This window comes from Limobrevibacterium gyesilva (genome assembly GCF_025989185.1).
Classification (GTDB): Bacteria; Pseudomonadota; Alphaproteobacteria; order Acetobacterales; family Acetobacteraceae; genus Limobrevibacterium; species Limobrevibacterium gyesilva.
The window spans coordinates 43,677-56,210 of record NZ_JAPDNT010000003.1 but is presented as its reverse complement, the minus strand read 5'-3'; the positions used below and the strand labels follow the sequence as shown (position 1 = coordinate 56,210).

The following is a 12,534-nucleotide window of genomic DNA, read 5'->3' as shown; positions in this document are numbered from 1 at the left end:
GTTCAGCGCGTCAACGCCACCGCCACTTGCGCGAACGCAGCCGCACTGCGGGCGACCACGCCGACATCCACCGCATCCGGCCAGCGGTCCTGCGGCAGGTGGAACAGCAGGTTGCTGCCCGCCAGCGTAATGTAGCGCCCGCCGGCGCGGTGGATGTCGGCCAACGCGCCATTCGGCACCGTGTCCTTCGCCAACAGCCCGTCCGGGGGCTGGCCGGCATCGGCCATCGCGCGGCTGGCGAGAGCGCGCAGATCGTCCCACGGCGACTGCAGCGTCTGCCGGCCGCCGGCGGCACCGATATTGGCGCCGAAATGCAGCCAGGTTGCCGTCCTCTCCCAGCCCGGCCGCCGCGCCATGAAGGCGTCGAGCCCGATATGGCCGAGCTCGTGCCCGCTGGAGGCGACGAAAACCACGTCGCCGACCGGCGGCTCGGCGGCCAGCGCGCGCAGCGCCTCCAGCCAGCAGACCAGCCCGCCGCCGCGCTCGGATGTCGACTGCCACCAGCTGCTGCGCGGGGTCATGACCACCACCGGCGGCCGCGCGGGGTCGCGGCCCGTCAGCGTCACCACCACGTTGCGCGCCCGCGCCGGAGTGCGCCGGCTTTCGCACACCACGCGCAGAGCGGTGCCGCGCGCGACCGCGCCGAACAGCCGTTCCCGCGCCTCGCTGGAGACCTGGAGGATCGCCGGGCCGTATGGCGTGCGGAAGGCCTCCGCGTTCAGCAGCGCGAGGCCCGGGCGCTCGCCCTTGGTGACCGCCACCAGGGCGTGCTGCCGGGTGGTCCGGCGCATCTGGATGAAGCCCGGGCTGTAGACCGCCGGCGGCGACAGCTCCACCAGGCCGACTGCGCCGTCGCCGGGGACCGGTCCGGCAGCGCCGGCGACGCCGCCACGCGGGGTGTCCGGCGAGTCGAACAGCTTCTCGCCGGCGATCCGTTCGCCGTTGAACTCCGCGAATGCCTCGGTCTGGTCGATGCGGTCGAGCGCGAATTCCTCGCTGCTGACGCCATTGGCGATGGAGGCGGCCTCGCCCGCCAGCCAGGCCGCCCCGGCCTCGTCGCCCGGGGTGGCCGTGCGGTGGAAGCCCTGCGCGTCCCAGGCCACGATCCATCTGCTGGCGCGGGCCTGCGCATCCGCTGGGGCAGCGCCGGCGATCGCGGCGGTTACCGAAGCCAGCAGCAGGTCGCGCCGGCGCAGTGCCATGGCAGCCTCCCGGTCCGGCCGCTTCTGCGACGGCCGGCACGGAATCTCAGCACAGGCGTCCGTCCGATTCCAGTTCGGCGTATGGCGGCAGCGCTCAGCTTTCCAGTTCGCTGTCCCAGTACAGGTAGTCGCGCCAGCTCAGGTGCAGGTAGTTGGGCGGGAAAGCCCGCCCGTTCTCTTGCAGCTCCCAGGTCGAGGGCTGGCGCGGCGCGATGCGCGGGAACATGTGGCATTCCCGCGGCAGCCGGCTGCCCTTGTGCAGGTTGCAGACGCCGCAGGCGGCCACGACGTTCTCCCACGTCGTCCGCCCGCCGCGACAACGCGGAATCACATGATCGAATGTCAGGTCGGGCGCTGGTCGCCGATCGCCGCAATACTGGCAGCTGAAGGCGTCGCGCAGGAACACGTTGAACCGCGTGAACGCCGGCTTGCGGGCGGCAGGGATGTAGTCCTTCAGCGCGATCACGCTGGGCAGCCGCATGGTGATGCTGGGCGAGCGGACCTCGTGGTCGTATTCGTTCAGCACCGACACCCGATCGAGGAACACCGCCTTCACCGCGTCCTGCCAGGACCATACGGACAGGGGGAAGTACGACAGCGGACGGAAATCCGCATTCAGGACAAGCGCTGGAAAATGTCGCCCGCCGTCTGGCAAATCCTGCTCCCTGTCAGGCCAGGCCCAACCGCTGGGGGGAGTTCGCCAAGTCGACCCGCCAGATGTTGTGCGTCGCCGAGAACCTGCGGTTTTATCGCATCGCGGCGAACGCCCTGCAAGCCGCATGCCCACGGTTTCATCCCACCGTCATGTCAGCCGGCCGAGAAAACGCGCTGCAGGAACAACGATCCGGTCGAGAGCCCGGCCTCGTCGATGCCATGGCCGAGGCGCGGGCAGTACAGCGCCTCGACCGGGAATCCGGCGGCCTGCAACGCGGATTCGGCGAGTCGCGACCGCTCCGCGGGCACCACCTGGTCGGCTTCGCCGTGCACCAGCAGCACCGGCGGCCGGCCGGGCAGCTCTGGCACGGGGGATACCAGGGCGCCGGAGTAGGCGAGGATGGCGCGCGGCGGCGTGGCCCGGCGCAGACCCGTGAACAGCACGGCCATCGCGCCCTGGCTGAAGCCCATGAGCGCATAGGCGTCGGGCGGCAGGCCGAGTCGCAGCAGCTCGGCATCGATGAACCGGTCGAGCGGCCCCGCCGCCGCCGCGACCCCGGCCGCCACCCGTGCGGGGGTGCGGTCGGTCAGGCTGAACCATTGCCGCCCGAACGGCGCCATGTCGTACGGCTCCGGCCCGTCGGGTGCGGCGAAGGCGGCATGCGGCAGCGCCGGCGCCCAATGCGGCGCGAGGTCGATGAGGTCGTGTCCGTCCGCGCCCACGCCGTGGCACAGCACGACCAACTGCCGCGCCGCCCCATCCTTCGGCCCCCAGCGCGGGCCGTCCAGTTCCGCCATATCTCTCTCCTCCGACGCAGGCACGCTATACCGGCTCGCATGCCGCCCACCACGCGCTTTGCCCCCAGCCCGACCGGATATCTGCATCTTGGCCATGCACACGCAGCTTTGACCGCGTGGCGGCGGGCGCGTGCCGAAGGCGGGCGGTTCCTGCTGCGGCTGGAGGACATCGACCCCGGCCGCTGCCGCCCGGAATTCGCCGCCGCGATCCTGGAAGACCTGGCCTGGCTGGGCCTGGACTGGGACGGCCCGGTGCGGGTGCAGTCCGCCCACCTGCCGGACTACCAGGCGGCGCTGGACCGGTTGGCGGCGCGCGGGCTGCTGTATCCGTGCTTCTGCACCCGTGCGGACATCCAGCGCGAGGTTGCCCGTTCCGCCTGTGCCCCGCATTCCCCGGATGGCGGGCCGCTCTACCCCGGCACCTGCCGGGCGCTGTCGCCGGCGGAGCGCGCCGACCGCCTCGCCGCCGGCGTGCCGCACGCGCTGCGCCTGGACATGGCCCGCGCCCTTGCGCAGGCAGGCCCGCTGTCCTTCGAGGAGGAGGGGGAGGGGACCATCGCCTGCGACCCCGCGCGCTTCGGCGACGCCGTGCTGGCGCGCAAGGACGCGCCGGCGAGCTATCACCTTTGCGTCACCCACGACGACGCGCTGCAGGGCGTGACCCTCGTCACCCGCGGCATCGACCTGAAGCCGGCTACGCATCTGCACCGGCTGCTGCAGGCGCTGATGGGCTGGCCGGCGCCGCGCTACGCCCATCACGGCCTGCTGACCGACGCCTCCGGCCGGCGCCTGGCAAAGCGCGACAACGCGGCCACGCTGCGTGACCTACGCGCCCAGGGATGCACGCCGGCGGAGGCGCGGGCGCGTGCCGGCGTCACGGACGCTGCCTGGGCGCTGGCGCCGCCCGCTCGCCGATGAAATCTGACGGATGGCTTCTCGGCCTGATAGGCTGGAAAGCAGATGCCGCCCGTTGTTAGATGCCGCGGGCTTCATCCTCCTCGGCGAGGGCTGCCGTGATCGAGCGACGGCTGAGAGTCGCCATCCTCGTGTACCTGTGGGCCGCACTGGCGGAGGACACGCTCCTCTTTGTGCTGGCGTGGGTCATTCCGGATCTGTGGTTTCGGCTCCTCCATGAATCTGCGCCCGCCGGGCTGGAGGTCGCGCTGTTGCGCCGGTCGGCGGGACAGTGGGCAGCGTTCGCATTGGCGCAGGCAATCGCGCTGTGGCGCTGGCGGAAGCAGCCGGAATGGCTGGCCGTCGTCGCTGGCGTACGCTTCTCGGATCTGTTTACCGATGTATCGTACATTCTGGCGGTGCCAGCGCTGACGCGGCTTGGCTGGATCCTGTTGTTGCCGCCTCCGCTGCTCAACCTCGTGGGTGTCGTGATCATGCTGCGGGGCTACAGGCAGGCACGCGGTCCCGTCCGGAGCAGCGCGGAGGGGACGAACGCCCGCTAAGTGCCGAAAGCGGCTCTTTGGGCAGCGGAACAGCAGGGGGCCAGGCGAGGGCACCAGGCGTTGAATTTCAGGCGACTATGCACTTCGCAAACACGCTCAAGCCTGGAGGAAGCCCACCCGGTCGTCCTCCAGCACCGCGCAGGTCAGCCGCCCGCCGAACACCGCGCCCGTGTCGATGCCGATGCGGTTGTGGCGCAGCACCGGATCGGGCTTCGGGGTGTGGCCGTGCACCACCACCACGCCGAAATCGGCCTCGGAATACAGGAAGGCCTGGCGGATGCTCAGCAGGTCCTGCCGCGCCTGGCAATCGATCGCGATCCCTGGCCGGATGCCGGCATGCACGAACAGGTAGCCGCCTTCGCGATGCATCAGCGACAGCGCGCCCAGGAACGCGCGGTCCCGCGCAGGCACCGCGTCCGGCCAAATGCTGCGCGGCGCGTCGGGGTCGCCGCCCCAGCTGCGCAGGGCCTCGCGCCCACCGGCGATCATCCAGTCAGTCATCGCGGCACCCTGTCCGGACAACGCGTCGAGCATGGTCTGCTCGTGGTTGCCCATCAGGTTGACGGTGGGCACGCCCGGCAGCGGATCGCCCGCCGCGAGGCGCGCCACCACGCCGCGGCTGTCCGGGCCGCGATCGACGTAGTCGCCGAGATGCAGCAGCAGCGGGGCCGGGCAGGGGCGGCGCGCGAGGTCGTCGGCGATGGCCGCGTGCAGGGCGGCGAGCAGGGCGTCGCAGCCATGCACGTCGCCGATGGCATAGACGCGGCGACCCGGCGGCAGCGCGGCGGGGGCGGCGATGAACTGCATCACCCCGCCGGGGCGCCGCCTTGCCGCAGGCAGCGCGCGACGGCGGGCAGGAAGTGCTGCACGGGCGGTGTCGCGAGATCCTTCACCTTCGCCGCCTCGTCATAGCGGCGCAGCTGCACGGCGGCCGCGTATTGCGGCAGGGCGCGGAACGCCGTCACCTCGCCGGGCGACATCGGGCCGCCTTGCAGCGACAGGCTCAGCACGGAATCCCGTGACAGTTTCGAGACATAGTCGACCTCGGTCGCGCACAGGAAGCGCTTGGCCGCGACATGCAGGCGCACCGGCTCCGTTACCTCCGGGCCGAACCACTGCACCAGGAAGGCGTGGCCCAGTTCCTCGTGCCGGTCGTCGATGCCCGCCGCGGCCGGGTTGTCGCCGAGATCGTGCACCATGTGGCCGATATCGTGCAGCAGGGCGGCGGTGACCAGCGCATCGGGCCGGCCGTCGCGCTCGGCCATCATCGCGGCCTGCAGGGCGTGCTGGCGCTGGTTGATGTCGTGCAGGCCGTAGCGGCCATGGCCATGACCGTCCAGCAACGCTTCAATCCGGGCGAGGGGTTCGTCTGTCATCGGGGTGTCACTTCCAGCGATGGCTTGTTTGCCGGAAACTACTGGCCCTTTCGTGTTCGGACAAACGCCGCCATGCCCCGTGCCAGGAACGTGCTTCTGATCATCGCCGACCAGTGGCGCGGCGACAGCCTGAGCGTGCTGGGCCATCCGGCGGCGCTGACGCCCGACCTCGATGCGCTGGCCGGCGAGGGCGTGCTGTTCCGCAACCATTTCGGCCAGAGCGCGCCGTGCGGCCCGGCCCGCGCCTCCATGCTGACCGGGCAATACGTCATGAACCACCGGGTGGTGGCCAATGGCGTGCCGTTGGATGCCCGCCATCCCAACCTCGCCACCGAAGTGCGGCGCGCCGGCATGGACCCGGCCCTGGTCGGCTACACCACCACCACGCCGGACCCGCGCCTGGTGCCGCACGCCGATCCCCGTTTCGCCGAGATCGGCGACGTGATGGACGGGTTCCGCACATTCGCGCATTTCGACGAGGTGGATTTCCGCACGTATATGGGCTGGGTGGCGAGCCGCGGCTTCGCTCTGCCGGAAGACCCGCAGGATATCTGGCGGCCGCTGGAAGGACCCGCCGGCCCCTCGGCCGCGCCGAGCCGCATTCCCGCCGCCCTGTCGGACACGGCATGGTCGGGCACGCACGGCATCGAATTCCTGCGCACCACCCGGCCGGGCCGGCCCTGGCTGCTGCATCTCGGCTTCTTTCGCCCGCACCCGCCCTTCGCCGCCCCCGCGCCGTATCACGACATGGTGCCAGAGGCACGTATCCCCGCGCCGCTGCGCGCCGCCACGCGGGCGGCGGAGGCGGCGCAGCACCCGATGCTCGCGCACTGGCTGGGGGCGCAGATGCAGGCGTCGTATTTCCAGGGCGCGACAGGCCCGGTCTCGGCACTCAGCGACCGCGCCGTCATGCTGACCCGGCGCGCCTATTACGGCCTGATCGCCGAGATCGACCATTGGGTGGGCGAGGTGCTGGCCGAACTGCGGCGGTCCGGCCAGTGGGACGACACGCTGATCGTGTTCACCTCGGACCACGGCGAACAACTCGGCGACCACCACCTGCTGAGCAAGCTCGGCTGGTTCGACCAGAGCTACCACCTGCCGCTGATCATCCGCGACCCCTCGTCCGGGGCGACACGCGGGCGCGTGGTCGACGCGTTCACGGAAGCGGTGGACCTGATGCCGACGATCCTGGACTGGCTGGGGCTGGACGTGCCGGCCTGCTGCGACGGGGTATCGCTGCGCCCCTGGCTCGCGGGGGGCACGCCCGCCACCTGGCGGGATGCCGTGCATTTCGAATACGACCTGCGCGGGGGCTGGCCGCAGCCGTCGCGCCTGCCGGCGGACATTTCGCCAGACGTGGGGCCGATGGCGGCGATGCGCACCGCGCGGTGGAAATACGTGCATTTCACCGGCCTGGAGCCGGTGCTGTACGACCTCGCCGCCGATCCCGGCGAACTGCGCAACGTCGCGGCCGATCCGGCGTATCGCGGGCTGCGTGCCGAGGCGGCGTCGCGCATGCTGTCCTGGCGGATGGCGCATGCCGAGGTCGGGCTGACCCGGCTGGTGGCGTCGCCGGCGGGGTTGACGCAGCGAACCTTGCCGGCGCGACACTAGCTTCTTGTTTTCAGTGGCCTGCTGACCCCTGCGTCCGCCGCAAGATGCGGCGAACTTCGGGGGCAGGACACCAGGTCCGGGCCGGTCTTGCAACGCCGCCGCGCCGGCGGGAACCTGTCGGCCGGGCCATTGGGCGGGGAGGCCGTTATGGAGACCAGCGTGCTGGTGGTGGGCGGGGGACCCGTCGGGCTGACTGCGGCGATGGACCTCGCCTGGCGCGGCATCGATGTCACGGTGGTGGAACTGCACCATCGCGGCGCGCCGCCGAACGTGAAATGCAACCATGTCTCCGCCCGTTCGATGGAGATCTTCCGCCGCCTGGGCGTCGCCCGCGCCGTGCGCGACACCGGCCTGCCGCCCGACTACGCCAACGACATCTCCTACCGCACGACCACGCTGGGCACCGAGCTCACCCGCATCCCCATCCCCTGCCGCGCCGAGCGCTACACCGCGACGGGCGGGCCCGATACCTGGTGGCCGACGCCCGAGCCGCCGCACCGCATCAACCAGATCTTTCTCGAACCCGTGCTGTTTGCGCACGCCGCGTCCATGCCCGGCGTGCGCATTCTCAATCGCTGTTCGGTGGACGGCTTCACGCAGGATGCCGACAGCGTGACCGCCACCGTGCGCAACCTCGACAACGGCGCGACGTTCGCGATCCATGCCCGCTATCTGCTGGGCTGCGACGGCGGGCGCAGCGCCGTGCGCAAGGCCATCGGCGCCACGCTGAAGGGCGACGCCGTGGTGCAGCGGGTGCAGTCCACCTATATCCGCGCCCCGAAGCTGATCGGGCTGATCCCGGACCGGCCGGCCTGGGTGATGTTCTCGCTCAATCCGCGGCGCAGCGGCAACGTGATGGCGATCGACGGGCACGAGCGCTGGCTGATCCACAACTACCTCAGGGACGACGAGCCCGACTTCGAATCCGTCGATCGCGACTGGGCCATCCGCACCATCATCGGCGCGCCGCCGGACTTCGAATACGACGTGATCACCAAAGAGGACTGGTACGGCCGCCGCCTGGTCGCCGACCGGTTCCGCGACCGCCGCGCGTTCATCGCCGGCGACGCCGCGCATCTCTGGGTGCCCTATGCCGGATACGGCATGAACGCGGGCATCGCCGACGCCGCCAACCTGACCTGGCAACTGGCCGCCGTGCTGCAGGGATGGGCCGACACCGCGATCCTCGATGCCTACGAGGCCGAACGCCAGCCGATCACCGAACAGGTGTCGGTGTTCGCCATGAACCACGCCGCCGCCATGGCGCGCACGCGGCGCGAGGTGCCCGCGAATATCGAGGCGCCGGGGCCGGAGGGCGATGCGGTGCGCGCGCAGGTCGGCAAGGCGGCCTACGACCTGAACGTCACGCAGTATTGCTGCGGCGGCTTGAACTTCGGCTATTTCTATGCGGGTTCGCCGATCATCGCCGCGGATGGCGAGGCGCCGCCACCCTACAGCATGTACGACTTCACCCCCTCGACCGTGCCGGGCTGCCGCACGCCGCATGTCTGGTTGCGCGACGGACGGTCGCTCTACGACGCGATGGGCCCGGGCTACACGCTGCTGCGCTTCGATTCTGGCCTGGACGTCGCGCCGCTGCTGACGGCCGCGGCGCGGCGCGGGGTTCCGCTCGCGCTGCTCGACGTAGATTCCGAGGAGGCCGCTGCCGTCTACCGGCAGAAGCTGGTGCTGTCGCGGCCCGATCAGCACGTGGCGTGGCGCGGCGACGGGTTGCCTGACGACCCCGGCGGCCTGATCGAACTGATCCGTGGCGCCGATCACGCGGCACGGCGGCTGGCGGCGTAAGCGCCGACGGATTGGATCGAATTTCGGTTGACACCCCTTCGCGCCGGCAGGAATGTCGTTCCCCGGCGGGAACGCACATGCGGTCGCCAGATGCCGCCCGCGCGCGGCCGGCAAAACATCTCCAACAGCCTGACCACACGGCCGGCGGACGCAACCAGGAGTATTCCAGTGCACGACCTTGACGAGTTCACGGTCACCGAGGCCGCCCTGACGCAGATGGCGAACACCCCGGACGCGCGCCTGAAACAGATCATGGACGCCGCCGTCCGCCACCTGCATGCCTTCGCCCGCGAGGTGAACCTGACGCCCGCGGAATGGCTGAAGGGCATCACCTTCCTCACCGAGGTCGGCCATATGTGCACGCCGATCCGCGCCGAGTTCATCCTGTTGTCCGACGTGATGGGGCTGAGCGCGCTGGTCAATGCGCTGCACGACAAGACCGCCCCGGAGAAAGGCACCGATACCAGCCTGCTCGGCCCATTCTACCGCGAGGGCGCGCCGCAGCTGAAGCCTGGCGATTCCATTCTCAGCGAGACTGCGGCGCCGGAGATCGTGTTGTACGGCCGCGTGCTCGATGCCGGCGGCCAGGGCATTCCCGACGCAACCGTGCAGGTCTGGCAGACCAATGAGCACGGGCAGTACGACCTGCAGGCGCGCAGTTCCGAACAGATGGACATGCGCGGCTGCTTCACCACGGACGCCGACGGCAACTACCATTTCCGCACGGTGCGGCCGCTCGGCTACATGGTTCCGATGGATGGTCCTGTCGGCAAGCTGGTGCGGGCGCAGGGGCGGCACGGCTATCGCCCGTCGCATATCCATTTCCTGGTGGGCGCCGCGGGCTATCGCGAACTGGTCACGGCGCTGTATTTCGCCGACGACGACCATATAGACAGCGACACTGTGTTCGGCGTCTCGCGCTCGCTCGTGGTTTCCGCCAAGGCCGATCCGCAGGCGCCGCTCGATCTGCCGGCGGTGCGCTACGACTTCCGGCTCTCGCGCGCAGCCGAGGCCGGCGAATCCCGCGTCGGCGCGGACCCATCGAAGATCGTCAAGGCCGCCGAGTAAGGACGGACGCCGCTTCTACCCTGCCGCAGCCTCGCGCGTGCGCAGCCGCTGCGCATAGACGTTGATGATCAGCGCCAGCAGCAGGATCAGGCCGCGGATCAGGATCTTCAGGAAACTGTCGATCCGCACGTGGTCGAGGCCGTTGTTGAGCACGCCGAGCACCAGCAGGCCGACAACGGTGTTGCCGATGCCGCCCTGTCCGCCGAACAGGCTCGTTCCGCCGACCACCACGGCGGAGATCGAGTCCAGCAGGTAGTTGTCGAATTCGTTCTGCTGCGCGCTGCCGAAATGCGCCACGCCCAGCATCCCCCCGATGCCGCTGCAAACCGCCGAGACGAGCATCACCGCGGCCAGGATCAGCTTGACATTGATGCCGGAATATTCGGCCGCCTCGCGGTTGCCGCCCACCATATAGACGTAGCGGCCGAAGCGCGTATAGGTCAGCACCACATGGCCGAGCAGCAGGATCACGGCCGCAACGACGACAATCCAGGGCAGCGGCCCGATCGCGCCGTTGCCGAGCGTGGCGATGAAGTCGGGCACGTTGTAGGCGATCTGCCCGCGCACCAGCAGCGCGCAGATGCCGGCGCCGATCTGCAGCATCGCCAGCGTCATGATGAAGGATGGGATGCCGATCACGGTGAGGCCGAACGCGTTCACGGCGCCCAGGGCGAGGCTCGCGAGCACCGCGAGCACGACGGCCGCAACGCCGGGGAGCGGGATGTTGGCGATATTCACGCTCGCGTCCTGCGCCGTGAAGAAAGCCAGGACGATGCCGGTCGCATTGGCCAGGCTCGCCACGCTGAGGTCGATCTCGGCGCACAGGATCACGAAGGTCAGCCCGACGGCGATGATGCCGGTGACGGAAACCTGCTGCAGGATATTGGCGAGATTGTCGAACGTCGCGAAAGACGGGCTTGCGACGCTGAACAGGATCGCCAGCGCGAGCAGGGTCGCGAACGGCGCGATGTTGCGCAGCTGGCCGCGCAGCCAGGCCATGGTCGGACCGGTGCGGTTACGTATGGTCGCGTCGGCGGGGGGAGAACTCATGGGCGGAGAACCTTCATGCGGCGGCCAGCAGCCGATCCTTGCTGACAACCTCGTTCGCGAATTCCCGCGTGATGGTGCCCCGCTTCATGACCAGGATCCGGTCGGCCAGCGACAGCACTGTCTCGGGCTCGGTGGACACCACGACGACGCCGATACCCTGCGCGCGCAGCGACCGCACGATCGTCATCACGTCGTCCTTGGCGCCGACGTCCATCCCGCGCGTGGGCTCGCTCAGCACCAGCACCCTGGGCAAGTGCGTCAGCCACTTCGCCAGCGCCACTTTCTGCTGGTTTCCCCCGGACAGCGTGTTCAGGCGGCGCTCGACCCGGGGCGGACGGATCTGTAGCCGGCCGACATGCTGCCGCGCGATCTCGCGCTCGGCGGAGGGCCTGACCCACAGGCGCGAAATGCGATCGAGGATGCTGACGGAGACATTCTTGTAGACCGGCTCCTGCGCGAACAGCATGCTCCGCCGGCTTTCCGGCACGAAGGCGATGCCGGCACGGCGGGCCGCGGCGGTGCTGCGCAGGCGCGCCGCCCGGCCGTCGATGCGCAACGTGCCGGCAGCGATCGGCAGCTTCCCGAACAGCGCGCGCGCCAGCTCCAGCTGCCCCGAGCCCAGGAAGCCATAGATGCCCAGGACCTCCCCGGCGCGCACCTGCAGCGAGACGTCGCGGAATGCGCCGATCGCCGCCAGCCCCTCGGCGGTCAGCACGACCTGCGCGTCGGGGCGGCTGTTGAGCATGATTTCGCCGGTGTAGCTCTCCTCCAGCTCACGATGGCCGGCGCCGATCATCCGCTCGATGATCCATGCCTTGTCGATGTCGCGCGCCGGCGCCGTGGCGATGCGCCGGCCGTTGCGAAAGATCGTGATCGTGTCGGAGACATGCAGGATGTCATCGAGGAAATGGGAGATGAAGATGATGCTGCGGCCGCTGTCGCGCACGCGGCGCAGCAGGCTGAACAGCACGTCCACTTCCGGCGGCGACAGTGCCGAGGTCGGTTCGTCCAGGATGACGATCCGCGCACCTGAGAACAGCACGCGGGCCAGCTCGACCAGCTGCTGCAAGCCAAGCGGCAGGCGGCCGATGGGCGCGCGCGGATCGACCCGGATGCCCAGCCGGGAAAGCTGCGCCTCCGCCTCGCGATACATCGCCTTCCAGTCGATCAGGCCGAGACGATTGGTGGGCTGCACCCCCAGCAGCACGTTCTCGGCGACCGACAGCTCCGGCACGATGCTGAGTTCCTGGTGCACCATGCCGATGCCGGCAGCGAGCGAGTCCCGGATGGAGCGGAACTTCACCACTGCGCCATTGATCCGCATGGTGCCTTCGTACTCGGGATGCACGCCGGCGATGATGTTCATCAGCGTGCTCTTGCCCGCACCGTTCTCGCCGACCAGGCCGTGGATCTCGCCTTTCGCCAACGTGAAATCCACGCCGGCGAGGGCGGCCACGCCACCGAACGATTTCGAGATACCCTGAAGTTCGAGCAATGGGGGTGATG

At 69.9% G+C, this 12,534-nt stretch carries 12 protein-coding genes; 5 read left to right on the top strand and 7 right to left on the bottom strand.

What is annotated here, in order from left to right; genetic code table 11:
- Nucleotides 1-2 precede the first annotated feature (2 nt).
- The 3 genes from OL599_RS06265 to OL599_RS06255 all read right to left on the bottom strand — a co-directional run bounded on the left by OL599_RS06265 (nt 3) and on the right by OL599_RS06255 (nt 2,654).
- On the bottom strand, nt 3-1,202 hold the full coding sequence (locus tag OL599_RS06265; RefSeq protein WP_264712805.1) for a hypothetical protein: 1,200 nt from the start codon (nt 1,200-1,202) through the stop codon (nt 3-5).
- Nucleotides 1,203-1,296: 94 nt separating this feature from the next.
- Nucleotides 1,297-1,857 (bottom strand): HNH endonuclease, encoded by a 561-nt coding sequence (locus tag OL599_RS06260; RefSeq protein ID WP_264712804.1) that lies wholly within the window; start codon nt 1,855-1,857, stop codon nt 1,297-1,299.
- 152 nt (nt 1,858-2,009) lie between these two features.
- Complete coding sequence (locus tag OL599_RS06255; RefSeq protein ID WP_264712803.1) at nt 2,010-2,654, bottom strand: alpha/beta hydrolase; 645 nt, start codon at nt 2,652-2,654, stop codon at nt 2,010-2,012.
- A gap of 39 nt (nt 2,655-2,693) precedes the next feature.
- On the opposite strand from OL599_RS06255, the gene gluQRS reads away from it, so the two are divergent.
- Both gluQRS and OL599_RS06245 read left to right on the top strand, forming a co-directional pair.
- Complete coding sequence (gene gluQRS / locus OL599_RS06250) at nt 2,694-3,572, top strand: tRNA glutamyl-Q(34) synthetase GluQRS (RefSeq protein WP_264712802.1); 879 nt, start codon at nt 2,694-2,696, stop codon at nt 3,570-3,572.
- Nucleotides 3,573-3,667: 95 nt separating this feature from the next.
- On the top strand, nt 3,668-4,111 hold the full coding sequence (locus tag OL599_RS06245) for a hypothetical protein (protein ID WP_264712801.1): 444 nt from the start codon (nt 3,668-3,670) through the stop codon (nt 4,109-4,111).
- A gap of 96 nt (nt 4,112-4,207) precedes the next feature.
- On the opposite strand, the gene OL599_RS06240 is transcribed toward OL599_RS06245, so the two are convergent.
- Nucleotides 4,208-4,918, bottom strand: coding sequence for a metallophosphoesterase (locus tag OL599_RS06240; RefSeq protein ID WP_264712800.1), 711 nt, complete (start codon nt 4,916-4,918; stop codon nt 4,208-4,210).
- Nucleotides 4,918-5,487 (bottom strand): HD domain-containing protein, encoded by a 570-nt coding sequence (locus OL599_RS06235; RefSeq protein WP_264712799.1) that lies wholly within the window; start codon nt 5,485-5,487, stop codon nt 4,918-4,920. Before OL599_RS06235 ends, OL599_RS06240 begins: the two co-directional genes overlap by 1 nt.
- A 90-nt stretch (nt 5,488-5,577) precedes the next feature.
- On the opposite strand from OL599_RS06235, the gene OL599_RS06230 reads away from it, so the two are divergent.
- The 3 genes from OL599_RS06230 to OL599_RS06220 all read left to right on the top strand — a co-directional run bounded on the left by OL599_RS06230 (nt 5,578) and on the right by OL599_RS06220 (nt 9,978).
- The gene (locus OL599_RS06230) at nt 5,578-7,104 is read left to right on the top strand and encodes a sulfatase-like hydrolase/transferase (protein WP_264712798.1); all 1,527 of its coding nucleotides are present in this window, start codon (nt 5,578-5,580) and stop codon (nt 7,102-7,104) included.
- A gap of 147 nt (nt 7,105-7,251) precedes the next feature.
- Entirely contained in the window at nt 7,252-8,910 is a 1,659-nt protein-coding gene (locus tag OL599_RS06225) for an FAD-dependent oxidoreductase (protein WP_264712797.1), read from the top strand.
- Nucleotides 8,911-9,078: 168 nt separating this feature from the next.
- The gene (locus OL599_RS06220) at nt 9,079-9,978 is read left to right on the top strand and encodes a dioxygenase family protein (RefSeq protein ID WP_264712796.1); all 900 of its coding nucleotides are present in this window, start codon (nt 9,079-9,081) and stop codon (nt 9,976-9,978) included.
- Between the two features lie 15 nt (nt 9,979-9,993).
- Here the strand turns inward: OL599_RS06220 and OL599_RS06215 are convergent, their stop codons facing one another.
- Both OL599_RS06215 and OL599_RS06210 read right to left on the bottom strand, forming a co-directional pair.
- A complete protein-coding gene (locus tag OL599_RS06215) occupies nt 9,994-11,028 on the bottom strand; it encodes an ABC transporter permease (RefSeq protein ID WP_264712795.1) in 1,035 nt (344 codons plus the stop codon).
- Between the two features lie 13 nt (nt 11,029-11,041).
- Complete coding sequence (locus tag OL599_RS06210) at nt 11,042-12,484, bottom strand: sugar ABC transporter ATP-binding protein (protein ID WP_264712794.1); 1,443 nt, start codon at nt 12,482-12,484, stop codon at nt 11,042-11,044.
- Nucleotides 12,485-12,534 lie beyond the last annotated feature (50 nt).

Bases quoted from the DNA above. Each gene is read 5' to 3' on its own strand.
- OL599_RS06240 (WP_264712800.1), bottom strand. From the start codon at position 4,918: ATGCAGTTCATCGCCGCCCCCGCCGCGCTGCCGCCGGGTCGCCGCGTC.
- OL599_RS06255 (WP_264712803.1), bottom strand. From the start codon at position 2,654: ATGGCGGAACTGGACGGCCCGCGCTGGGGGCCGAAGGATGGGGCGGCG.
- OL599_RS06235 (WP_264712799.1), bottom strand. From the start codon at position 5,487: ATGACAGACGAACCCCTCGCCCGGATTGAAGCGTTGCTGGACGGTCAT.
- OL599_RS06265 (WP_264712805.1), bottom strand. From the start codon at position 1,202: ATGGCACTGCGCCGGCGCGACCTGCTGCTGGCTTCGGTAACCGCCGCG.
- OL599_RS06225 (WP_264712797.1), top strand. From the start codon at position 7,252: ATGGAGACCAGCGTGCTGGTGGTGGGCGGGGGACCCGTCGGGCTGACT.
- gluQRS (WP_264712802.1), top strand. From the start codon at position 2,694: ATGCCGCCCACCACGCGCTTTGCCCCCAGCCCGACCGGATATCTGCAT.
- OL599_RS06215 (WP_264712795.1), bottom strand. From the start codon at position 11,028: ATGAGTTCTCCCCCCGCCGACGCGACCATACGTAACCGCACCGGTCCG.